This window comes from Streptomyces sp. NPDC005402 (assembly GCF_040606575.1).
GTDB lineage: Bacteria > Actinomycetota > Actinomycetes > Streptomycetales > Streptomycetaceae > Streptomyces.
Genome location: NZ_JBEXFB010000016.1, coordinates 92,333 through 114,010 on the forward strand (window position 1 = coordinate 92,333; position 21,678 = coordinate 114,010).

A 21,678-nucleotide genomic window follows, 5' to 3' on the forward strand; every position below is an offset into this window, starting at 1 on the left:
CCGGGTGCCGGGGACTTACTTCTCGACCTCGGCGGCGAGCCGGTCGAGGAGGGAGTCGTAGATCCGGCCGAGGCCCTTGGGGGCGAAGGTCTTCTCGAAGAAGCCGCCGATGCCGCCGGCACCCTGCCAGGTGGTGGTCACGACGACGCGGGACTTGCCCTCGCCGGCCGGGGTGACCCGCCAGGTGGTGACCATGGAGGAGTTGCGGTCCTTCTCGACGAGCTCGCCGTCGGTGGGCTCGGTGACCTCCAGGAGGCAGTCGCGCACGCGCTTGCTGGTGGCCTGGAGCTTCCAGTGGACGAGGGTGCCCTCGCCGTCGCCGCCCTCGCGCACCTCGTACTCGCTGAACTGCTCGGGCAGCACCTTCGAGCGCGTGCCGGTGTAGTCGGCGACGGCGTCGAACACCTTCTCCGCGTCCGCCGCGACGATCCGCTCCGTAGTGGCCTCGACCTGCGCCATCGACTTCCTCCAGGACTTCAAGTTCTCGGGCTTGGAGCAAGCCAACCACCCCCGCCCACGGCCACCCAAATCGGGGTTGCGCAGAAATTCGAACAAGTGTTTCACTCGAAGGGCAGTGCTACCGAGGAGGCCTCATGCGCTGGGAGAACCTCACCGAGTCCGCCGAACACGGACGGGCCGACGCCGCCCTCTTCGGCGCCGACGCGGTGGTCAGCCGTACCTTCGACACACCCGAGTTCGCCGGGATCACGTTCCACGAGATCCGGGCCCGCTCGATCATCAACCGGGTGCCGGGCGCCTCCCGCATGCCCTTCGAGTGGACCGTCAACCCCTACCGGGGCTGCTCTCACGCGTGTGTGTACTGCTTCGCCCGCAAGACCCACAGCTATCTCGACCTGGACACCGGTCTCGGCTTCGACTCGCAGATCGTGGTCAAGGTGAACGCCCCCGAGCTGTTGCGCCGCCAGCTGGGCTCGCGCCGCTGGACCGGCGACCACATAGCGATGGGCACCAACGTCGACTGCTACCAGCGCGCGGAGGGCCGCTACCGCCTGATGCCGGGCATCCTCGCCGCCCTGCGCGACCACGCGAACCCCTTCTCGATCCTGACGAAGGGCACGCTGATCCTGCGCGATCTCGACCTGCTCCGGCAGGCCGCCGCGGTGACGGACATCGGCGTCTCGGTCTCGGTCGGCTTCACCGACGCGGACCTGTGGCGCACGGTGGAGCCGGGCACGCCCGCTCCGGAGCGGCGCCTGGACGTCGTACGGACGCTGGGCGAGCACGGGATCGGGTGCGGGGTGCTGATGGCGCCGGTGATCCCGTTCCTGAGCGACCGGCCCGCGCAGCTGCGGGCGACCGTGCGCGCGATCGCCGCCGCGGGGGCCACCTCGGTCACCCCGCTGGTGCTGCATCTGCGGCCGGGCGCCCGGGAGTGGTTCATGGCCTGGCTGAACCGGGAGCACCCGTATCTGGTACGCCGTTACGAGCGGCTCTACGCGGACGGCGCCTACGCTCCGAAGTGGTACCAGCGCCGGATCACCCGTCAGGTCCATGAGCTGGCCCAGGAGTACGGCATCGGTCCAGCGGGCGCGGGGACACCCAGGCGCATCCGGGAGCCGGAGCCCGAGGTGGAGCCGATGTCCGAACCGACCCAACTCACGCTGATCTGAGAGCGTTCGAGCGCATCGGACTGACCAATCGGGTCAACTATCGTCAGAACACGTTTTTCCGGGCGTAGTTTCCGGGACGATGCGGCGTGGGCCGTGACCCTCGCGGTCCGGAACCTCCGTCCTGGGAGGACCCATGAGGAAGCGCGCAGCCGTGCTGTGCGGTACCGCGGTCGTCGTGGCGGGCACTTTCACCGCCGTACCCGCCGACGCCAGTGCCCCGCAGACCACGCACGCCACGCAGACCGTTCAAGCCGCGCAACCCACCTGGAAGAAGTGCGGCACCGCCGACTACCCCACGCTTCAGTGCGCGTCCCTGAAGGTGCCGCTCGATCACGCGCACCCGCGGGGGAAGCAGATCACCCTCGCGCTGTCCCGTGTCCCGCACACCGCGAAGAAGTACCAGGGCCCGCTCCTTGTCAACCCGGGCGGTCCCGGCGGCAGCGGTCTGACGTTCGCCGGGTTCATCGCCTCCGGCCTGCCCAAGGCCGTCGCGGCCCAGTACGACGTCATCGGCTTCGACCCGCGCGGGGTGGGCGCGAGCAAACCCGCCCTGAACTGCAAGCCGGGCCACTTCAAGCCGGTGCGCCCCGACTCCGTGCCGAGCACACCGGCGATCGAGAGGGCCGACCTCAAGCGTGCCCAGTCCTTCGCCGCCGCCTGCGGCCGGAAGTACGCGAGCGTGCTGCCGTACATCGACACCATCAGTGCCGTGCGGGACATGGACTCGATCCGCCAGGCCCTCGGAGCCAGGAGGATCAACTACTTCGGCTACTCGTACGGCACCTATCTGGGCGCCGTCTACGCGAAGCTCTTCCCGCACCAGGTGCGCCGACTGGTCCTGGACTCGATCGTGGATCCGACCGGCGTCTGGTACGACGACAACCTCGCCCAGGACTACGCCTTCAACGACCGGCACCGGGCACTGATGGCCTGGATCGCCACGTACGACTCGACGTACAAGCTCGGCACCGACCCGGAGAAGATCGAGGCCGAGTGGTACGCGATGCGCGCGGCCCTCGCCAGGAAGCCCGCGGACGGCAAGGTCGGCTCCTCCGAACTGGAGGACACCTTCATCCCGGGCGGCTACTACAACGGCTACTGGCCCTACCTGGCCGAGGCGTTCGCGGCGTACGTGAACGACAAGAACGCCGACCCGTTGGTCGAGGCGTACGAGAACTTCGGTGCCGTGGACACCTCCGGTGACAACGGCTACAGCGTCTACACCTCGGTGCAGTGCCGTGACGCCTCCTGGCCGCGCGACTGGCGCCAGTGGCAGAAGGACAACTGGGACGTGTACGAGAAGGCGCCGTTCATGACATGGAACAACGCCTGGTACAACGCGCCCTGCGCGTTCTGGCCCACGAATGCACTGAGCCCGGTGAACATCGCCAACGGCAAGCTGCCGCCTGCGCTGCTCTTCCAGGCGACGAACGACGCGGCCACCCCGTACGAGGGCGGTGCCACGGTCCACCGGCTGCTGGCCCGCTCCAGTCTCGTCGTCGAGCGGGGCGGCGGGAACCACGGCATCACGCTGAGCGGGAACACGTGTCTGGACAAGTACCTGACCGGGTATCTGACCGACGGCAAGGTGCCGCGGGGCGGCGGCGAGGCCGACGCGGTGTGCGAGGCGCTGCCCGATCCGAAGCCGCTGGCCTCCAAGGCGGCTTCGACGTCCTCACGCGGCGCGACGCTGCACAAACTGCTCGGAACCCGCGGCTGAGCGCCTGACGCTCCGTGGGGGCGGGCGTTGTCAGTGCCGTGGTCCACCATGGACGCATGAGTGAGCTGACGAGGATTCCCGCCCCCGACGGGGTCGCCCCCGCGACCCAGTACTCCCACGTGGTGCTGGGTCGCGGCCGTTTCGTGGCGATCTCGGGCCAGGTCGCCCTGGACGGGGACGGCAAGCTCGTCGGGGACGGCGACGCCGCCGCCCAGGCCCGCCAGGTCTTCGAGAACCTCCGCCGCTGTCTGGCAGCCGCCGGAGCGACCTTCGACGAGGTCGTCAAACTGACCTACTTCGTCACGGACATGGCGCACATGCCGGCGATCCGCGCGGCCCGCGCCGAGCACCTGCCCGACGACCGGCTGCCGGCGGCCTCGGCCGTGCAGGTGGCGGCGCTGGTGCGGCCGGAGTTCCTGGTGGAGATCGAGGCGTTCGCGGTGACCGGCGGATAATTCGGAGGCCTGAGCGGATGGAGGCTGCCTAGGGTGCCGCCATGGACGACGACCGCCTCCTCATCCGCCCGATGGCCCTCGCCGACTGCGACCGTGTGGCCGAGATCCGTGTCCGCGGCTGGCAGAGCGCCTACCGGGGCCTGATCCCGCAGTCGTACCTCGACGCCATGAGCGTGGCGCGGGACGCCGAGCGGCACCGCACCCGCTTCGGCCAGGGGGACGGCAGCGTGGTGAACCTCGTGGCCGAGTGGGACGGCGAGGTCCTGGGCTGGGCCTGTCACGGTCCGTACCGGGACGGCGAAGTCCGCACCGCCGACGCCGAGTTGTACGCCGTGTACGTGGACCCGCGGCGCTACGGCACCGGCATCGGACACGCCCTGCTGCTGGAGGCCTTGCGGAACCGCACCGCCGTGGGCCACGACCGCATGTACCTGTGGGTCCTCAAGGGCAACAGCCGCGCCCGCCGCTTCTACGAACGCGCGGGCTTCGAGGCCGACGGCACCGAGGAGCCCTTCGAGGCGGACGGCGTCCTGGTGCCGGAGGTGCGGTACGCGCGAACACTCGACACCTGACCGCCCGCCACCCGCGCGATGGAGCGCGGCCGACCGACGGGGCGCGACCGCACGAACGCCCTCGCCCGCCTCCACATCTCCGGCACCCTCGCCCGCGCACGTCCCTCCGGCGCCCCGGCTCAGTCCCCCGCCGTGAGCTGCCCGTCCGTGTCCCCGCCGACCGGCGGCCGAACCCGACGCCCGACAGCTCGCTCGCCGTCCGCCACGCCTCCTTTGCGCCCGACACCCCACAGCCCCCGCACACCGCCCGTCGACTCACCGCTGCTTGGGGATGCGCGCCAGCGCCCGCACCGCCGCCTCCGCCAGCGACGGATGCGCGAGGGCCTCGTTCAGTACGGGTCTGGCGCGGGCGTCTTCCAGGGTGCCCAGGCCCTCCACGCAGGCGAGCGCCACGCGGCGGTAGGGGTCGTGCGGGCGCAGCCGGCGTTCCAGGGTGGTGATGAGGGCGGGTACGGACTCGGGGGCACGCAGTTCGGCCAGCAGCCGGACCGGGTGCAGAGCGTAGGCAATGCGCAGTTCGTTGGTGGCGAGGGCGGCGGCCGCGCGGGCCGTGCGCGGGTCGTCGAGCCGGGCGAGGGCGTACGCGGCGGCGGCGCAGCGCGGGGGATCGCGGTGGTTGAGCAGCAGGACGAGGGACTCGAAGGCCCGGCGGTCCCCTGCGAGGCCCAGCCGGAACGCGGCCAGCTCCCGGGCCCACAACGGCTGTCCGGGCTCGGTGAGGACGCCGGCCAGCTCATCCGGGTCCTCGGTCGCCACCAGACGGTCGAAGGCGGCCGACGCTCCCGACTCCTGCCGTAAGCGCTCCGTGAGTGATCGCAACTCTTCGTCCATGAACCCGAGGTTAGGCGGCCCGTCGGGGGTGCGGGACGTACATCACAAATCCGGGGGCTGGCGCGCTCGTTACCCACCGGTTAAGCTCAGACGAGCGAGTTACCCACTCGTGGAACTCCTTGCGGTGGCCTGGTGACGCAGCCGCCGCGAGAGCAGTCGGTTCGGTACCTCGGGTACCACCAGTACGACCCGGCCTGGGACAGGGCCGGTCGGATCCACCGTTTCCCGGGCCTGTGCAGGGCCCGCGACGACGGCCCGGGCGTGTGCGCTCGCAGCCCGTAACACCCGCATTCAGCAGTTTTTCCCGCACCCGGTGCGCCCCTCGGCGTACCGGGTCGCGCTCCCAGTCGTCACCCTCATTCCTGGAGTTCCGCGATGGCCACTCCCCTGTCCGACCCCTCTCTGTCCCCGCTCAGGACGATCGCCGTCGTCGGCCTCGGCACCATGGGCACCGGTATCGCCGAGGTCCTCGCCAGGGCCGGCCGCGAGGTCGTCGGCATCGACATCAGCGAGGCGCAGGCCGCCAAGGCCGTCGCCGCCCTGGAGGCCGCGACCGCCCGCGCCGTCGAGCGTGGCCGGCTCACCGGGCAGGAGCGCGCCGACCTCCTCGCCCGCATCCGCACCTCCACCGACCTGCGCGCGGCGGCCGACGCCGACCTCGTCATCGAGGTGGCTCCGGAGTCGTACGAGATCAAGCACCAGATCTTCCGCGAACTCGACGGGATCGTGCGGCCCGAGACGATCCTGGCGACCGGCACCAACGCCCTGTCGGTGACGCGGCTGGCCGCCGACTCGGCCCGCCCGGAGCGCGTGATCGGTCTGCACTTCTTCAACCCCGCTCCCGCCATGAAGCTGGTCGAGGTGGTCTCCTCGGTGCTCACCGCGCCGACGGCCGTCACCGCGGTCACCAACCTCGCCCTCGACCTCGGCAAGGAGCCCGTCGCGGTCGGCGACCGGCCCGGCTTCGTCGCCGACGGGCTGCTGTTCGGCTACCTCAACCAGGCGGCCGCGATGTACGAGGCGAAGTACGCCTCCCGCGAGGACATCGACGCGGCGATGCGGCTCGGCTGCGGCCTGCCCATGGGCCCGCTCGCCCTGCTCGACCTGATCGGCGTCGACACCGCGCGCACGGTCCTTGAGGCCATGTACGCCGAGTCCCACGACCGGCTGCACGCCCCCGCCCCGATCCTCAAGCAGCTCAGCGAGGCGGGCCTGACGGGCCGCAAGTCGGGACGCGGCTTCTACACCTACGAGGCTCCGGGCAGCGCGACCGTCGTGCGGGACGTGCTCACGCCCTCGGAGAGCTCCGCGCAGGTCCCCGGCCGTGAGGTCCGCTCCGTCGGTGTCGCGGGCTCCGGGACCATGGCGTCCGGGATCGCGGAGGTCTTCGCCAAGGCCGGGTACGAGGTCGTGCTCGCCGCCCGCAGCGAGGAGAAGGCGCAGACGGCGAAGTCCCGTATCGGCAAGTCCCTTTCCCGCTCTGTCGACAAGGGCCGCATGACCGCCGAGGCGGCCGCGCAGACCCTGGACCGGATCACCGCGGCGGGCTCCTACGAGGCGTTCGCGGACGTCGACCTGGCCGTCGAGGCCGTCGCCGAGGACCTGGAGATCAAGCGGCAGCTGTTCCAGGCGCTGGACAAGGTCTGCAAGCCGGGCGCTGTCCTGGCCACCACGACCTCCTCGCTGCCCGTCGTCGCCTGTGCCCGTGCCACCTCGCGTCCGCAGGACGTGATCGGCATGCACTTCTTCAACCCGGCGCCCGCGATGAAGCTGGTCGAGGTCGTCCGCACGGTCCTCACGGCCGAGGACGTCCACGCGACGGTCCGCGAGGTCTGCGGCAGGATCAGGAAGCACGCGGTCGACTGCGGCGACCGCGCGGGCTTCATCGTGAACGCCCTGCTCTTCCCGTACCTCAACAACGCGATCAAGATGGTGCAGGAGCACTACGCGTCCCTCGACGACATCGACGCGGCGATGAAGCTGGGCGGCGGCTACCCGATGGGCCCCTTCGAGCTCCTGGACGTCGTCGGCCTGGACGTCTCGCTCGCGATCGAGAAGGTCCTGCACCGCGAGTTCCGCGACCCGGGCCTGGCTCCGGCCCCGCTCCTGGAGCACCTGGTGGCCGCGGGCTGCCTCGGCCGCAAGACCGGCCGTGGCTTCCGCGAATATGCCCGCCGCTGAGCACGTCGGCGACTGGTTCACGGACGGCGAGGACTGGGGCGGACTGCTCGACCCGGGCAGTCCGCCGCTGCCCCCCGGCCCCGGCGGCACCTCTCCGGTCCGGGGCGGGACAAACCCCGGACACGCGCACCAACCTGCGCACATGCAGTACGTTCGGGTCATGTCCCAGCCCGCCAAGTCGTCCCGTACACCAGCCACGTCCGACGTGCCGGAGAGTGCCGCAGGAAGTCGCGCGGCCGCCCAGCGGCTCAAGATGCGCCGAGAACTGGCCGCCGCCGCGATGGAGCTGTTCTCCACCAAGGGGTACGAGGCGACGACCGTCGACGAGATCGCGGCCGCGGCCGGGGTCGCCCGCCGCACCTTCTTCCGCCACTTCCGCTCCAAGGAAGAGGCGATCTTCCCTGACCACGACGACACCCTGGTCCGGGCGGAGGCCGTGCTGAACGCGGCCCCCGCGCACGAGCACCCGCTCGACACGGTGTGCCGCGGCATCAAGGAAGTCATGAAGATGTACGCGGGCCGGCCGGAGATCTCGGTCGCCCGCTACAAGCTGACGCGCGAGGTGCCGACGCTGCGGGAGGCGGAGATCGCCTCGGTGGCCCGCTATGAGCGGCTGTTCACGCGGTATCTGCTCGGGCACTTCGACGAGCACGCGCACGACGACGACGCGAACGACGATCCGCTGCTGGCGGAGGTGGCCGCGTCGGCCGTGGTCACCGCGCACAACCATGTGCTGCGGCGGTGGCTCCGGGCCGGGGGGCAGGGGGATGTCGAGGCACAGCTGGACCACGCCTTCGCGATCGTGCGCAAGACCTTCGGGACGGGGATCGGGGCGGGACGCACCACGACCTCTCAGCCGCCGGCCGCCGCGACCGTATCCACCCAGGGCGAGGTGCTGGTCGCGCTCGCCCGCACCGACGCCCCGCTGGACGAGGTCATGCGCACCATCGAGCAGGCGCTCAAGGAGCATTCCTGACGTACATGTCAAGGGACCGGTACCGGGACAGCCCGGTACCGGTCCTTTTTCGCGTTCGAAGAAAAGTTTCTCTTCGAACTCTTCGCCAAGGCTGATCCAGCTCCTCCGCGATCTGCACCCAAGATCCCTCTCACGGTCCGACGGCATGGCAGGCTTTCGGCCCGTAGGAAAGAAATCCGTCGGCCTGGGGAGGCCGGCGGTCTTGGCGTGGACACCGGAAAAGGCCTCGGGGGAACAGGGGAATGAGGCCCGGTACGCGCCCTCACCATCCTTTTTGCCGCCTGCGCGCGGCATTTTCCAGGGGGATTCCTTTGTCCTTTTCCACTCCGCCTGCCGTCGGCATCATCGGACTCGGCTATGTCGGGCTGCCGACGGCTCTCGCCCTGCTGGAATCGGGTCTCACCGTCATAGGCCTCGACGTGGACCCCGGCCGGCTGGACGCCATCCGCGAAGGCCGCGTCGATCTGGTCCCCGACGACCACCGCCGACTGCGCGTCCACACCGGGGACGGCCCGGGCGCCGACCGGTTCGTCCTGACCACGGACCCCACGGCCCTGCGCGCCGCCGAAGCGATGCTGATCTGCGTCCCGACCCCCGTCGACGACCATCTCGTGCCCGACCTGCGGGCCCTGGCGGGCGCCTGTGCCACCGCCGCGGCCCAGGCGGTCCCCGGGCAGACCATCGTGCTGACCTCGACCAGCTACGTCGGCACCACCCGGGACCTGCTGCTGGGCCCGCTGGCCGAGCGCGGACTGCGGGTGCCCGAGGACCTGAGCGTCGCCTACGCCCCGGAGCGCATCGACCCGGGCAGCACCGAACACACCCAGAGCACCACTCCGCGGGTGGTCGGAGGAGTGAGTCCCGAGTGCACCCGGCGCGCCGCCGACGTACTGCGGCGCACCGGCGCCGAGGTGCACGAGGTGCTCTCGCCCGAGGCCGCCGAGATGACCAAGCTGCTGGAGAACACCTTCCGCGCGGTCAACATCGCCCTGGCCAACGAGTTCGCCACCATCTGCGGGGAGTTGGGCCTGGAGGCCCTGGAGGTCATCCAGGCGGCGGCCACCAAACCGTACGGGTTCATGCCGTTCTTCCCCGGCCCCGGGGTGGGCGGGCACTGCATCCCCTGCGACCCGCACTACCTGCTGTGGCAGCTGCGCGAGAAGCGGGTCGCCTCGCCGCTGATCGACACGGCGATGACCGCGATCGCCACCCGGCCGCACGTGGTGGTGCAGCGCGCCCGGGACGTCCTCGCCGACCGGGGTGTGCCGCTGCGCGCGGCCCGGGTGCTGGTGGTCGGGGTGACGTACAAACCAGGGGTGGCCGATCTGCGGGAGTCGCCGTCCCTGGAGATCATGGCCGCCCTCGGCGAGGCCGGCGCCGACGTGGCGTACACCGATCCGCTCATCCCGTCGGTGGCCGTGGGCGGGCGACGGCTGCGGTCCGAGGCGGAGCCCGGCGAGCGGGACTGGGACCTGGTGCTGGTGCACGGCGTGCACCCGCGACAGGACCTGTCGTGGATCAGGGACGACATCTCGGTCCTGGACACCACCTACCGGCTGCAGGACTTCAAGCACCGGGCGGTGGTATGAGCGTCCAGGCCGAGCGGCCCGCCACACCCGGCGGGCCCGAGCCCTCCCCGTTCGTTCCCGGGCAGCGCGGACCCCGGCCCGGCCGGGCCCGCCTCACCGCGCTGACCGACCGCATGGACCCGGGGGTACGGCACGCCGCGCGCCGCCTGCTCGTGGTGATCGTGCTGCTCCCGCTGCTGCTGATCCTGGCCCACGAGGCGCCCCGGCTGGTCCAGGCTCCCCTGGTGCTCGGGTACGGCTTCCTGGTCCTGACGGTGACCATCTCCATGCTGTTCATCGCCTACAGCCGCTACGACGACCCGTCCCGGCGCACGCTGCGCAGGCGCCCGCGTCACCTGGACCGTTTCCCCGAGCTGCCCGCGCGACCTCGGGTGAGCTTCCTGGTGGCGGTCAAGGACGAGGAGGACGGCATCGAGGCGTGTGTGCGGTCGATGGCCGGGAGCGACTACCCGAACCTGCAGATCGTGGTGGTCGACGACGCCTCCACCGACGGCACCCGCGCGGTGCTGCGGCGACTGGCGCGCGAACTGCCCCTGCGGGTCCTGTACCTGGACCGCAACGTCGGCAAGAAGCACGCCCTGGTCCGGGCCGCCGAGCTCGCGGACGGGGACGTCATCGCCTTCACCGACTCCGACTGCGTCCTCGCCCCCGACGCACTCGGGCGCTGCCTGACCGCGCTGCTGCGGCACCGGGAGCTGGGCGCCGTCAGCGGCCACGCCCGGGCGCTGAACGCCGACGAGAGCGTGCTGTCCAAGGCGCAGGACGTCTGGTACGAGGGCCAGTTCCGGGTCGCCAAGGCCGCGGAGGCGACCTTCGGGTCCGTCTCGTGCGTGTCCGGGCCGCTCGCCGTGTTCCGCCGGGACGCGATTCTCAACTACCTTCCCGCCTGGGCCGGCGACCGCTTCCTCGGCGGTGAATTCCGGTTCGCCACCGACCGGCAGCTGACCGGATACGTCCTGGGCCAGAAATGGAAGGGGCGCAAACTCAAGGCGCAGTACGCCGATTCCCCTTTCGTCACCGAGCGGAATCATCCGGAACTGCCGTGGCGCATCGGCTATGTGCAGTCCGCGAAGGTCTGGACGACCGTTCCGGCTCGGTTCCGGCCTTTCATGCGGCAGCAGGTGCGCTGGAAGAAGAGCTTCATCCGCAATCTGTTCTTCACCGGCACCTTCATGTGGCGGCGCGGGCTCGGTCCGGCGGTGCTCTTCTACGGGCACGTCCTGTGGGTGCTGTGTGCGCCGCTGATGGCCGTACGCCACCTGGTCTGGGCGCCGTACCACGGGCTGTGGTTCCTGACCGGGCTGTATCTGGCGGGCGTCCTCCTCAAGGGCGTGGTGTGGGGCCTGGCCTTCAAGGCGGACAACCCCCGCTCCACGCGCTGGCGGTACCGGCCGCTGATGAGCCTGCTGTCGTCGCTGGTGCTGTCCTGGCTGCTGCCGTACTCGCTGCTGACCATCCGGCGCGGCGTCTGGTCGAGGAGGCTGTCGTGAAGGCCGTACGAGCCGTCGGACGGGGTCTGGCCGCGTTGCTGGCGGCGGCCGTCGTCATCGCCCTGTATCTGCTGGTGCTGACCCGGGGGAGCTGGCAGCCGTGGACCGTCCTGTGACCGGGAGGCGGTCCCGCCTCACCGCCCGTCTGCGCCGTGGCACCCTGCGCGGCGCCCTGGCCGCCCTGACCGCACTGGCGCTCACCGTGCCCTTCGTGGTCGCCTGGCGTGTCTACGTCGACCAGCGCAACGTCACCCGCCAGGTGAGCGTGCCGGCCGCTCGCGTCGATGCGGCGACCACCGCTCGCTGGAAGGCCGTGGGAGCCGGTCTCCCGGAGCGCGCGGCGCCGGTGATCCTCACGTACCACGACCTCAAGCCGCACAGCGGCAGTCGGTACATCGTGGACCCGGCCGTCTTCGAACGGCAGCTCAGTGCCCTGCAGGCGGCGGGCTATCACACCCTCACCACCGAGGAGTTCGTCGCCTACCTGCTCGGCGGTCCGGTGCCGCGACGCTCGGTGATGCTGACCTTCGACGACGGCACGCACGGCCTGTGGACCTACGGCGACCGCGTTCTCGCGCGGCACCGCATGAACGCCGTCTCGTTCCTCATCACCGGCAGGGTCGGCCGGCACCGGCCCTACTACCTGTCCTGGCAGGAGATCGACCGGATGGCCCGCTCGGGCCGCTGGGACTTCGAGGACCACACCCATGACCTGCACAGCCGCACCCGGATCGGCCCGCACGGCGAGCTGGGGTCACTGCTCGCCCACCGCAGGTACCTCGCCTCAACCGGCCGCCTGGAGAGCACGGACCACTACCGGCGCAGGGTCAGGGCGGACTTCACCAGCTCCCTGGCGGACTTCGAACGGCACGGCCTGCCGCGGCCCAGTCTGTTCGCCTACCCCTTCTCGGAGTCGGCGGACCCGCAGCAGACGTCGTACGTGCGCGACCTGATCGAGCGGACCTTCGCCGCGGCCATGACGGACAAGACGTTCAGTCCCGAGCCGGCGGCCCGCAGATCGGCGGTCCACCAGGAGTACCAGCGTCTGGAGGTCTTCGCGGACACCTCTCCCGACGCCCTGCTCGCGCAGGTGGCGGCCCGTACGCCGGTGCCTCCGTCGGGTGACCCGCTGCGCTTCCCGGAGCGCTGGACGGGCATCAGCTGGAAGCCGCTCGGCGGCACCGGCGCCCTGACCGGCAAGGGCGTCCGCCCGAGCGCCGGGCGTTATGTGTACGGCGCCTATGCCCCGTACGGCGCCGCCGACTGGGATCACTACTCGGTCACCGCCGGTCTGACCGCCCTGCCCGCGGGAGGCGGCAGCGCCACGGTGTTCGTGCGGGTCGGCGGGGACGCCACGGTCGGGGTGCGCGTCTCCCACGGCACCGCCCAGCTGGTCGGTGGCCGGGCGCGGAACCGTGTCCTGGCCGAGCACGCGCTCATCCCCGGACCGTCCCACGAGGTCCGGCTGACGGTGGACGGCGCCCGGACCGAGGCGGTGGTGGACGGCCGCCACCGGTTCACCGTGCCGAACAGCAGCGGGGTGCGCGGCACCGGCGGGATCGCCCTGGCCCTGTCCCGCGGGGACACCGCCTGGCCCGCGTTCGGCCACGTGGAGACAGCCCCGCTCCCCGGGCCGCCCGCCGCCGCCGGGCCGTTCGACGGTCCTGCCGGCTGGGCCGACGGGGACGGCCACCGGGCTCGTGCGGTGGTCGGGGCCGGTGCCGTGCAGCCGATCGGCTCGCGCGGCTGGACCTTCGCCGCCTACCGGCCCGGCAGCAGCGCGCACTGGTCCGGCTACACGCTGGACACCCGGCTGACGGGTCTGTCGGAGGAGGGGCTGCACAGCTCGGTCGTGGTGCGCCGAGGCGCCCCGGAGCAGCTCACGGTCCGTCTCTCCCGCGGCTGGATCACGCTGCTCTCCGGGCCCGGCGCCCACCCGCGGACCGTGCTCTCCCGCAAGCTGCCGGAGGCCGCGGCACGGGATGTGCGGGTGACGGTCGGAGCGCGGAGCACGGACGTCACCGTCGGTGCCGGGCTCGTGCACACGTCCGTCCCCGCCGCGGGCGGCACCGGTGGCATCGCGCTCGGCGTCTACCGGCGGTCGCCGGCCCAGCCGTGGCCCGGGTTCGAGGACTGCGCGGTCACCGGCGGACGTACGGCGTGATCCGGCGGCTCGTGCGGCGTCGGCGGGCAGGGCTCCTCACCGGGGTCCTGCTCGCCGTGCTGCTGGCGTCGGCGTTCGCGGGCGGACTGACGCTGCACGCCGTGGGCCGGACCGGCCGGCCGTCGGAGTTCCGCCCCGAGTTTCCCGACCGGGGCCTGGTCACCAACGAGTTCGCGTACTGGCACCCCGACGCCCCCGGGGCGCACCACTCCCCCGACTGGACCATGACCAGCGGCTCGCTGTTCGGCGTCGACGGCGCGGGCTGGTCGGGGCACCCCGACGGGGAGCGTCCCGACGCCGAGTCCGCCCGGGCGACGGACTCGGCGGTCTTCCGGCTGGCCTCGCGACGCCGGGACCTCGGTGACACCCGGGTCTCCCTGCGGCTGCGTCTGTCCGACCTGGTGACGACACCGCGGACCCCGGCACAGCCGTACGACGGTGTCCATCTGTGGCTGCGGTTCCACAGCGAGCAGGAGTGCTACGCCGTCAGCGTGGTGCGGCGGGACGGGCAGGTCGTGGTGAAGCGCAAGACGCCCGGTGGCCCGGTCAACGGGGGCACCTACGTGACCCTCGCCACGGCGTCGGTCACGTTCCCGCCGGACGTCTGGACCGAGGCCGTGGCCACCGCCACCGACCTCCCGGACCGCCGGGTACGCATCACGTTGGAGCTCGCGGGCCACCAGGTGCTGGATGTGACCGACGCCTCGCCGGGGGGTCTGTACGAACCCGGCGGTGTCGGCATCCGGGGCGACAACACCGAGTTCCTGTTCCGTGACTTCACGGCACAGCCGGAATGACCCAAACGGGACGAACACCCTACTCACCGGTAGCTTTGATCGATCATCGCTCATTTGTTACGTAAAGATTTCATCTGAGAGCAAGTTCTGGCACTCAGTGCCTTGCACGGTGGCACGCGGTGTCTTACGTTAAGGGAAGTCCGGGCGGCCGGCGTGCAGAGACCATACGTACGCCGGCTGTCCCAGCAAGTCATCGACCTGCCCGCCCGGACGCCTGCGTCACAGGCAACCTCCCGCGCCACAAAGCGCTGCCGAACAGCATGACCGCCGAACCGACGGCACCGACGTAACCCTCAGCGTCTCCCCTCAAGACGCCATTCGCCGGAGGCAACACCGTGACCGTGAAGGACATCCTGGACGCGATCCAGTCGCCGGACTCGACGCCGGCCGACTTCGCCGCCATGCCGCTCCCCGAGTCGTACCGCGCGATCACCGTGCACAAGGACGAGACGGAGATGTTCGCGGGTCTGGAGACCCGCGACAAGGACCCGCGCAAGTCGATCCACCTCGACGACGTGCCGCTGCCCGAACTCGGCCCGGGCGAGGCCCTGGTCGCCGTCATGGCATCGAGTGTCAACTACAACTCGGTGTGGACCTCGATCTTCGAGCCGCTGTCGACCTTCGGGTTCCTGGAGCGCTACGGCCGCACCAACGAGCTGGCCAAGCGGCACGACCTGCCGTACCACATCATCGGCTCCGACCTCGCGGGCGTCGTCCTGCGCACCGGCCCCGGCGTCAACGCCTGGAAGCCCGGCGACGAGGTCGTCGCGCACTGCCTGTCCGTCGAGATGGAATCCTCCGACGGCCACAACGACACCATGCTCGACCCCGAGCAGCGCATCTGGGGCTTCGAGACCAACTTCGGCGGTCTCGCAGAGATCGCGCTCGTCAAGTCGAACCAGCTGATGCCGAAGCCGGATCACCTGAGCTGGGAAGAGGCCGCCGCCCCGGGGCTGGTGAACTCCACCGCCTACCGCCAGCTGGTCTCCCGCAACGGCGCCGGCATGAAGCAGGGCGACAACGTCCTGATCTGGGGCGCGAGCGGCGGACTCGGCTCCTACGCCACGCAGTTCGCGCTGGCCGGCGGCGCCAACCCGATCTGTGTCGTCTCCTCGCCGCAGAAGGCGGACATCTGCCGGGCGATGGGCGCCGAGGCGATCATCGACCGCAACGCCGAGGGCTACAAGTTCTGGAAGGACGAGAACACCCAGGACCCCAAGGAGTGGAAGCGCTTCGGCAAGCGCATCCGCGAACTCACCGGCGGCGAGGACATCGACATCGTCTTCGAGCACCCCGGCCGCGAGACCTTCGGCGCGAGTGTCTTCGTCACCCGCAAGGGCGGCACCATCACCACCTGCGCCTCGACCTCGGGCTACATGCACGAGTACGACAACCGCTACCTGTGGATGTCCCTGAAGCGGATCATCGGCTCGCACTTCGCCAACTACCGCGAGGCCTGGGAGGCCAACCGGCTCATCGCGAAGGGCAAGATCCACCCCACCCTCTCCAAGGTCTACTCCCTGGAGGAGACCGGCCAGGCCGCCTACGACGTGCACCGCAACCTCCACCAGGGCAAGGTCGGCGTGCTGTGCATGGCCCCCGAGGAGGGCCTGGGCGTCCGCGACCAGGAGAAGCGCGCCCAGCACATCGACGCCATCAACCGCTTCCGGAACATCTGAGGAGCGCTGGATGACTGAGCGTCAGAACGCCGACGGGGCAAGGGAGAAGGACCGGCCGTGGCTCATGCGGACCTACGCCGGTCACTCCACGGCCGAGGCGTCCAACGAGCTGTACCGGCGCAACCTCGCCAAGGGCCAGACCGGTCTGTCGGTCGCGTTCGACCTGCCGACGCAGACCGGCTACGACTCCGACCACATCCTCGCCCGCGGCGAGGTCGGCCGGGTCGGCGTGCCGATCGCACACCTCGGTGACATGCGCCGGCTGTTCCAGGACATCCCCCTGGAGCAGATGAACACCTCGATGACGATCAACGCCACCGCCATGTGGCTGCTGGCGCTCTACCAGGTCGTCGCCGAGGAGCAGGGCGCCGACATCACCCAGCTCCAGGGCACGACCCAGAACGACATCGTCAAGGAGTACCTGTCCCGCGGGACGCACGTCTTCCCGCCGGTGCCGAGCCTCCGTCTGACGACCGACATGATCGCGTACACGGTCTCCCACATGCCGAAGTGGAACCCGATCAACATCTGCAGCTACCACCTGCAGGAGGCGGGCGCCACGCCGGTCCAGGAGATCGCGTACGCGATGTCGACGGCGATCGCGGTCCTGGACGCCGTCCGGGACTCGGGGCAGGTGCCGCAGGAGCGCATGGGCGACGTCGTCGGCCGGATCTCCTTCTTCGTCAACGCGGGTGTCCGGTTCGTCGAGGAGATGTGCAAGATGCGCGCCTTCGGCCGCATCTGGGACAAGGTCACGCGTGAGCGCTACGGCATCGAGAACCCCAAGCACCGCCGTTTCCGGTACGGCGTCCAGGTCAACTCCCTCGGGCTGACCGAGGCGCAGCCGGAGAACAACATTCAGCGGATCGTCCTCGAGATGCTGGCGGTGACCCTTTCGAAGGACGCACGCGCGCGCGCCGTCCAGCTGCCGGCCTGGAACGAGGCCCTGGGGCTCCCCCGGCCCTGGGACCAGCAGTGGTCGCTGCGGATGCAGCAGGTGCTGGCCTACGAGAGCGACCTGCTGGAGTATGAGGACATCTTCGAGGGCTCGCACGTCGTCGAGGCGAAGGTGGAAAAGCTCGTCGAGGAGTCCCTCGCGGAGATCGAGCGGATCCAGGAGATGGGCGGCGCGATGGCGGCCGTCGAGTCGGGCTACCTGAAGTCGCAGCTCGTCTCCTCGCACGCCGAGCGGCGGGCCCGTATCGAGTCCGGTCAAGAGAAGATCGTCGGCGTCAACATCTTCAACACGACCGAGCCCAATCCCCTGACCGCGGATCTCGACACAGCCATCCAGACGGTCGATCCGGCCGTAGAGGCCCGGGTCATCGCCTCGCTCCAGCACTGGCGCGACACCCGCTACCAGCCGCCCTTCAACCACCCGCGCCCGTGCAAGGCGCTGGAGAAGCTGAAGGAGGCCGCCAAGGGCACCGACAACCTCATGGAGGCCACCCTGGAGTGCGCCCGCGCGGGTGTCACGACCGGGGAGTGGGCGGGAGCCCTGCGGGAGGTGTTCGGCGAGTTCCGGGCACCCACGGGCGTCTCGTCGGCGCCGGTCGCGGTGCCGGCGGAGGAGGGCTCGGCCATGGCCGACGTCCGCCGCCGGGTCGAGGTGACCGCCAAGGACCTCGGCGTCGGCAAGCTGCGCTTCCTGGTCGGCAAGCCGGGCCTGGACGGGCACTCCAACGGGGCCGAGCAGATCGCCGTGCGTGCGCGTGACGCGGGCTTCGAGGTGGTCTACCAGGGCATCCGGCTCACCCCGGAGCAGATCGTGGACGCGGCCCTCGCCGAGGACGTGCACGCGGTCGGACTGTCCATCCTGTCCGGCTCGCACGCGCAACTGGTGCCGGACGTGCTGGAGCGGCTGCATGTGGCAGGCGCCACAGATGTACCGGTCATCGCCGGTGGGATCATCCCCAGTGGAGACGCCGAACAGCTCAGGGCTGCCGGCGTGGCCGCGGTCTTCACCCCGAAGGACTTCGACATCACCGGAATCATCGGCCGCATCGTCGACGAGATCCGGAAAGCGAACAAGCTCGACCCCCTGGAGGTCCCCGCATGACCACGCCCGTCAACCGTCTGCGTCCGCGACGCTCCTGCCTCGCGGTCCCCGGGAGCAACCCCCGCTTCCTGGAGAAGGCGCAGGGCCTCCCCGCCGACCAGGTCTTCCTCGACCTGGAGGACGCGTGCGCCCCGCTCGCCAAGCCCGAGGCGCGGCACACCATCGTCAAGTTCCTCAACGAGGGTGACTGGACGGGCAAGACGAGGGTCGTGCGCGTCAACGACTGGACGACCGAGTGGACGTACCGCGATGTCGTCACGGTCGTCGAGGGGGCCGGCCAGAACCTCGATTGCATCATGCTGCCGAAGGTGCAGAGCGCCGAGCAGATCGCCGCCCTCGACCTCCTGCTGACCCAGATCGAGAAGACGATGGGCTTCGAAGTCGGCAAGATCGGCATCGAGGCGCAGATCGAGAACGCGCAGGGCCTCAACAACGTCAACGAGATCGCGACCGCGTCCCAGCGCGTCGAGACGATCATCTTCGGCCCGGCCGACTTCATGGCCTCGATCAACATGAAGTCGCTGGTCGTGGGCGAGCAGCCGCCCGGCTACCCGGCGGACGCCTACCACTACATCCTGATGAAGATCCTGATGGCCGCCCGCGCCAACAACCTCCAGGCGATCGACGGCCCCTACCTGCAGATCCGCAACATCGACGGCTACCGCGAGGTCGCCCAGCGTGCCGCGGCCCTCGGCTTCGACGGCAAGTGGGTGCTGCACCCGGGCCAGGTCGAGGCGTCCAACGAGATCTTCTCGCCCTCCCAGGAGGACTACGACCACGCCGAGCTGATCCTGGACGCGTACGACTACTACACGTCCGAAGCGGGCGGCAGGAAGGGCTCGGCGATGCTCGGCGACGAGATGATCGACGAGGCCAGCCGCAAGATGGCGCTGGTCATCTCCGGCAAGGGACGGGCCGCCGGCATGCAGCGCACGTCGAAGTTCGAGATCCCGGAGGCGTGAGCATGCAGTTCGGACGCACGTACGAGGAGTTCGAGGTCGGGGCGGTCTACAAGCACTGGCCCGGGAAGACGGTCACGGAGTACGACGACCACCTCTTCTGCCTCCTCACCATGAACCACCACCCGCTCCACATGGACGTCAACTACGCCGAGAAGACGACGGACTTCGGCAAGAACGTCGTGGTCGGGAACTACATCTACTCCCTGCTGCTCGGCATGTCCGTGCCGGACGTCTCCGGCAAGGCGATCGCCAACCTGGAGATCGAGTCGCTCAAGCACGTGGCGCCGACCTTCCACGGCGACACGCTCTACGGCCAGACGACCGTGCTCGACAAGTGGCCGTCCAAGTCGAAGAACGACCGCGGGATCGTGTACGTCGAGACCAAGGGCTACAAGCAGGACGGCACGCTGGTCTGCGTGTTCCGCCGCAAGGTCATGGTGCCCACCGAGACCTACATCAAGGAGCGCGGCGGCGAGCAGCCCGGCCGCCCGGAACTTCAGGAGGGCTGACCCCATGGCACGCCTCGCCCAGACCCACGGCCTCACGGACGTCCAGCAGGAGATCCTGTCCACCGTCCGGGACTTCGTGGACAAGGAGATCATCCCGGTCGCGACCGAGCTGGAGCACCGCGACGAGTACCCGCAGCAGATCGTCGACGGGCTCAAGGAGTTGGGCCTGTTCGGGCTGATGATCCCCGAGGAGTACGGCGGTCTGGGCGAGTCCCTCCTGACCTACGCGCTGTGCGTGGAGGAGATCGCCCGCGGCTGGATGTCGGTCTCCGGCATCATCAACACCCACTTCATCGTGGCGTACATGCTCAAGCAGCACGGCACGCAGGAGCAGAAGGACCACTTCCTGCCGCGGATGGCGGCCGGCGACGTCCGGGGCGCCTTCTCGATGTCGGAGCCGGGTCTCGGTTCCGATGTGTCGGCCATCACGTCGAAGGCGGTCAAGGACGGCGACGAGTACGTCCTGAACGGTCAGAAGATGTGGCTGACGAACGGCGGTACGTCAACTCTGGTCGCCGTTCTCGTCCGAAGTGACGAAGGACACTCCCCCGAAGAAGCGGCCGCCAAACCCCACAAGTCGATGACGACCTTCCTGATCGAGAAGGAGCCCGGTTTCGGAGAGGTCCGTCCCGGCCTCACCATCCCCGGGAAGATCGACAAGATGGGCTACAAGGGTGTCGACACCACCGAGATGATCATGGATGGCCTGCGACTTCCGGCCAATCGTGTGCTCGGCGGGGCCACCGGCCGAGGTTTTTACCAAATGATGGACGGCGTGGAAGTGGGTCGCGTCAATGTGGCGGCACGCGGCTGCGGTGTCGCTCAGCGTGCCTTCGAACTGGGCGTCCGGTACGCCCAGCAGCGCCACACTTTCGGCAAGGCGATCGCTCAGCACCAGGCGATTCAGTTCAAGCTGGCCGAGATGGCTACCAAGGTCGAGGCCGCGCATGCGATGATGGTCAACGCGGCACGCAAAAAGGACTCCGGGGAGCGAAACGACCTTGAGGCAGGGATGGCGAAGTACCTCGCCTCCGAGTACTGCAAAGAGGTCGTGGAAGACGCCTTCCGGATCCACGGCGGCTACGGCTTCTCCAAGGAGTACGAGATCGAGCGCCTCTACCGTGAGGCTCCGATGCTGCTGATCGGTGAAGGTACCGCCGAGATCCAGAAAATGATCATCGGTCGCAGGCTGCTCGAAGAGTATCGGTTCCAGGGCTAGATGTCCGGATACGGGGTGTTTTCTTGGAGAAGAAGATCACACCCCGTCAAGGCGGTTCAGTCGCCGACTCGGCTTCCTGGCTTGCCCAGTTGTGGCCCGCGACCGGTACGATCCCGGAAAGCCGCCGTCCCCCGTCTAGTGCGCGGCATCATCCGCTACGAAGGTCATCCATGCCCCACAGCCAAACCTCTGCACCTCGCGACAGCCTGGCAGGCGTACGCCTCGCGCGCGGAGCATCGCCGTGGCTCCTGCCGACCGTCGCCACCGCAGCACTGAGCCTGGTACGCGCGCGCAAGTCCGGCGCCGCCAAGGCCGTCGCCGTGCCCGCCACCGCGCTGGCGGCGGGCATGCTGTGGTTCTTCCGCGACCCCGAGCGTGAGATCGCCCCGGGCCGGGTCATCTCGCCCGCCGACGGTGTGGTGCAGAGCATCATGCCGTGGAAGGACGGTCGCACCCGGGTCGCGATCTTCATGAGCCCGCTCAACGTCCACGTCAACCGCGCGCCGCTCTCCGGCACGGTGACCTCGGTCGAGCACATCCCCGGCGGGTTCGTTCCGGCGTTCAACAAGGAGAGCGAGAACAACGAGCGCGTCGTCTGGCACTTCGACACCGAACTCGGTGACATCGAGATGATCCAGATCGCCGGCGCGGTGGCCCGTCGTATCGTCCCCTACATCCCGCAGGGCACGAAGGTCGAGCAGGGTGACCGCATCGGTCTGATCCGCTTCGGCTCGCGCGTCGACATCTACCTGCCCGAGGGCGTGGAGGTCGCGGTCGAGGTCGGCCAGAAGACGGTGGCTGGGGTGACTCGCATTGACCGTGATTGATCCTGATACCCAGGCGG

Annotated in this window: 18 protein-coding genes; 16 read left to right on the forward strand and 2 right to left on the reverse strand. The window is 69.9% G+C overall.

The genetic code is table 11. The features are described from left to right. Positions 1-15: 15 nt before the first annotated feature. Complete coding sequence (locus ABZT02_RS28675; protein ID WP_356022298.1) at positions 16-459, reverse strand: SRPBCC family protein; 444 nt, start codon at positions 457-459, stop codon at positions 16-18. Between the two features lie 134 nt (positions 460-593). Between ABZT02_RS28675 and ABZT02_RS28680 the strand changes: the two genes are divergently transcribed. From ABZT02_RS28680 to ABZT02_RS28695, 4 genes are all read left to right on the forward strand, one after another. Then, positions 594-1,631 (forward strand): Rv2578c family radical SAM protein, encoded by a 1,038-nt coding sequence (locus tag ABZT02_RS28680; RefSeq protein WP_356022300.1) that lies wholly within the window; start codon positions 594-596, stop codon positions 1,629-1,631. A 133-nt stretch (positions 1,632-1,764) separates the two neighbouring features. Beyond that, positions 1,765-3,351: an alpha/beta hydrolase gene (locus tag ABZT02_RS28685; protein ID WP_356022303.1), complete on the forward strand. Its 1,587-nt coding sequence runs from the start codon at positions 1,765-1,767 to the stop codon at positions 3,349-3,351. 56 nt (positions 3,352-3,407) lie between these two features. Continuing rightward, positions 3,408-3,806: a RidA family protein gene (locus ABZT02_RS28690; RefSeq protein WP_356022305.1), complete on the forward strand. Its 399-nt coding sequence runs from the start codon at positions 3,408-3,410 to the stop codon at positions 3,804-3,806. A gap of 41 nt (positions 3,807-3,847) precedes the next feature. Beyond that, positions 3,848-4,378 carry a GNAT family N-acetyltransferase gene (locus ABZT02_RS28695; RefSeq protein ID WP_356022308.1) on the forward strand — a complete coding sequence of 177 codons (531 nt, stop codon included), beginning with the start codon at positions 3,848-3,850 and terminating at the stop codon, positions 4,376-4,378. A gap of 255 nt (positions 4,379-4,633) precedes the next feature. Here ABZT02_RS28695 and ABZT02_RS28700 read toward each other — a convergent pair whose 3' ends face one another. After that, positions 4,634-5,209 (reverse strand): adenylosuccinate lyase, encoded by a 576-nt coding sequence (locus tag ABZT02_RS28700; protein WP_356022310.1) that lies wholly within the window; start codon positions 5,207-5,209, stop codon positions 4,634-4,636. 375 nt (positions 5,210-5,584) lie between these two features. On the opposite strand from ABZT02_RS28700, the gene ABZT02_RS28705 reads away from it, so the two are divergent. The 12 genes from ABZT02_RS28705 (at position 5,585) to ABZT02_RS28760 (ending at position 21,661) form a co-directional block, all read left to right on the forward strand. Beyond that, on the forward strand, positions 5,585-7,390 hold the full coding sequence (locus tag ABZT02_RS28705) for a 3-hydroxybutyryl-CoA dehydrogenase (protein WP_356022313.1): 1,806 nt from the start codon (positions 5,585-5,587) through the stop codon (positions 7,388-7,390). Between the two features lie 142 nt (positions 7,391-7,532). Then, positions 7,533-8,366 (forward strand): TetR family transcriptional regulator, encoded by an 834-nt coding sequence (locus tag ABZT02_RS28710; protein ID WP_356022315.1) that lies wholly within the window; start codon positions 7,533-7,535, stop codon positions 8,364-8,366. A 311-nt stretch (positions 8,367-8,677) separates the two neighbouring features. Further along, the gene (locus ABZT02_RS28715) at positions 8,678-9,955 is read left to right on the forward strand and encodes a nucleotide sugar dehydrogenase (protein WP_356022317.1); all 1,278 of its coding nucleotides are present in this window, start codon (positions 8,678-8,680) and stop codon (positions 9,953-9,955) included. Then, positions 9,952-11,445, forward strand: coding sequence for a glycosyltransferase (locus ABZT02_RS28720; protein WP_356022320.1), 1,494 nt, complete (start codon positions 9,952-9,954; stop codon positions 11,443-11,445). Before ABZT02_RS28715 ends, ABZT02_RS28720 begins: the two co-directional genes overlap by 4 nt. Positions 11,446-11,545: 100 nt before the next feature. After that, positions 11,546-13,609, forward strand: coding sequence for a polysaccharide deacetylase family protein (locus ABZT02_RS28725; RefSeq protein ID WP_356022322.1), 2,064 nt, complete (start codon positions 11,546-11,548; stop codon positions 13,607-13,609). Then, entirely contained in the window at positions 13,606-14,406 is an 801-nt protein-coding gene (locus ABZT02_RS28730; protein WP_356022325.1) for a hypothetical protein, read from the forward strand. Before ABZT02_RS28725 ends, ABZT02_RS28730 begins: the two co-directional genes overlap by 4 nt. 341 nt (positions 14,407-14,747) lie before the next feature. Then, the gene (gene ccrA, locus ABZT02_RS28735) at positions 14,748-16,085 is read left to right on the forward strand and encodes a crotonyl-CoA carboxylase/reductase (RefSeq protein ID WP_356022533.1); all 1,338 of its coding nucleotides are present in this window, start codon (positions 14,748-14,750) and stop codon (positions 16,083-16,085) included. Between the two features lie 10 nt (positions 16,086-16,095). Next, positions 16,096-18,144: a protein meaA gene (locus ABZT02_RS28740; protein ID WP_356022327.1), complete on the forward strand. Its 2,049-nt coding sequence runs from the start codon at positions 16,096-16,098 to the stop codon at positions 18,142-18,144. Next, positions 18,141-19,106 carry a CoA ester lyase gene (locus ABZT02_RS28745; RefSeq protein ID WP_356022329.1) on the forward strand — a complete coding sequence of 322 codons (966 nt, stop codon included), beginning with the start codon at positions 18,141-18,143 and terminating at the stop codon, positions 19,104-19,106. Before ABZT02_RS28740 ends, ABZT02_RS28745 begins: the two co-directional genes overlap by 4 nt. 2 nt (positions 19,107-19,108) lie before the next feature. After that, positions 19,109-19,615 (forward strand): MaoC family dehydratase, encoded by a 507-nt coding sequence (locus tag ABZT02_RS28750; protein ID WP_356022331.1) that lies wholly within the window; start codon positions 19,109-19,111, stop codon positions 19,613-19,615. A 4-nt stretch (positions 19,616-19,619) separates the two neighbouring features. After that, positions 19,620-20,834 (forward strand): acyl-CoA dehydrogenase family protein, encoded by a 1,215-nt coding sequence (locus ABZT02_RS28755; RefSeq protein ID WP_356022334.1) that lies wholly within the window; start codon positions 19,620-19,622, stop codon positions 20,832-20,834. A gap of 170 nt (positions 20,835-21,004) precedes the next feature. Next, complete coding sequence (locus ABZT02_RS28760; RefSeq protein ID WP_037706416.1) at positions 21,005-21,661, forward strand: phosphatidylserine decarboxylase; 657 nt, start codon at positions 21,005-21,007, stop codon at positions 21,659-21,661. The last annotated feature ends 17 nt before the right edge of the window (positions 21,662-21,678 follow it).

Excerpts from the sequence above, each read along its gene's own strand:
- ABZT02_RS28675 (WP_356022298.1), bottom strand. The coding sequence starts at position 459 with ATGGCGCAGGTCGAGGCCACTACGGAGCGGATCGTCGCGGCGGACGCG.
- ABZT02_RS28680 (WP_356022300.1), top strand. The coding sequence starts at position 594 with ATGCGCTGGGAGAACCTCACCGAGTCCGCCGAACACGGACGGGCCGAC.
- ABZT02_RS28685 (WP_356022303.1), top strand. The coding sequence starts at position 1,765 with ATGAGGAAGCGCGCAGCCGTGCTGTGCGGTACCGCGGTCGTCGTGGCG.
- ABZT02_RS28690 (WP_356022305.1), top strand. The coding sequence starts at position 3,408 with ATGAGTGAGCTGACGAGGATTCCCGCCCCCGACGGGGTCGCCCCCGCG.
- ABZT02_RS28695 (WP_356022308.1), top strand. The coding sequence starts at position 3,848 with ATGGACGACGACCGCCTCCTCATCCGCCCGATGGCCCTCGCCGACTGC.
- ABZT02_RS28700 (WP_356022310.1), bottom strand. The coding sequence starts at position 5,209 with ATGGACGAAGAGTTGCGATCACTCACGGAGCGCTTACGGCAGGAGTCG.
- ABZT02_RS28705 (WP_356022313.1), top strand. The coding sequence starts at position 5,585 with ATGGCCACTCCCCTGTCCGACCCCTCTCTGTCCCCGCTCAGGACGATC.
- ABZT02_RS28710 (WP_356022315.1), top strand. The coding sequence starts at position 7,533 with ATGCAGTACGTTCGGGTCATGTCCCAGCCCGCCAAGTCGTCCCGTACA.
- ABZT02_RS28720 (WP_356022320.1), top strand. The coding sequence starts at position 9,952 with ATGAGCGTCCAGGCCGAGCGGCCCGCCACACCCGGCGGGCCCGAGCCC.
- ABZT02_RS28740 (WP_356022327.1), top strand. The coding sequence starts at position 16,096 with ATGACTGAGCGTCAGAACGCCGACGGGGCAAGGGAGAAGGACCGGCCG.
- ABZT02_RS28745 (WP_356022329.1), top strand. The coding sequence starts at position 18,141 with ATGACCACGCCCGTCAACCGTCTGCGTCCGCGACGCTCCTGCCTCGCG.
- ABZT02_RS28750 (WP_356022331.1), top strand. The coding sequence starts at position 19,109 with ATGCAGTTCGGACGCACGTACGAGGAGTTCGAGGTCGGGGCGGTCTAC.
- ABZT02_RS28755 (WP_356022334.1), top strand. The coding sequence starts at position 19,620 with ATGGCACGCCTCGCCCAGACCCACGGCCTCACGGACGTCCAGCAGGAG.
- ABZT02_RS28760 (WP_037706416.1), top strand. The coding sequence starts at position 21,005 with ATGCCCCACAGCCAAACCTCTGCACCTCGCGACAGCCTGGCAGGCGTA.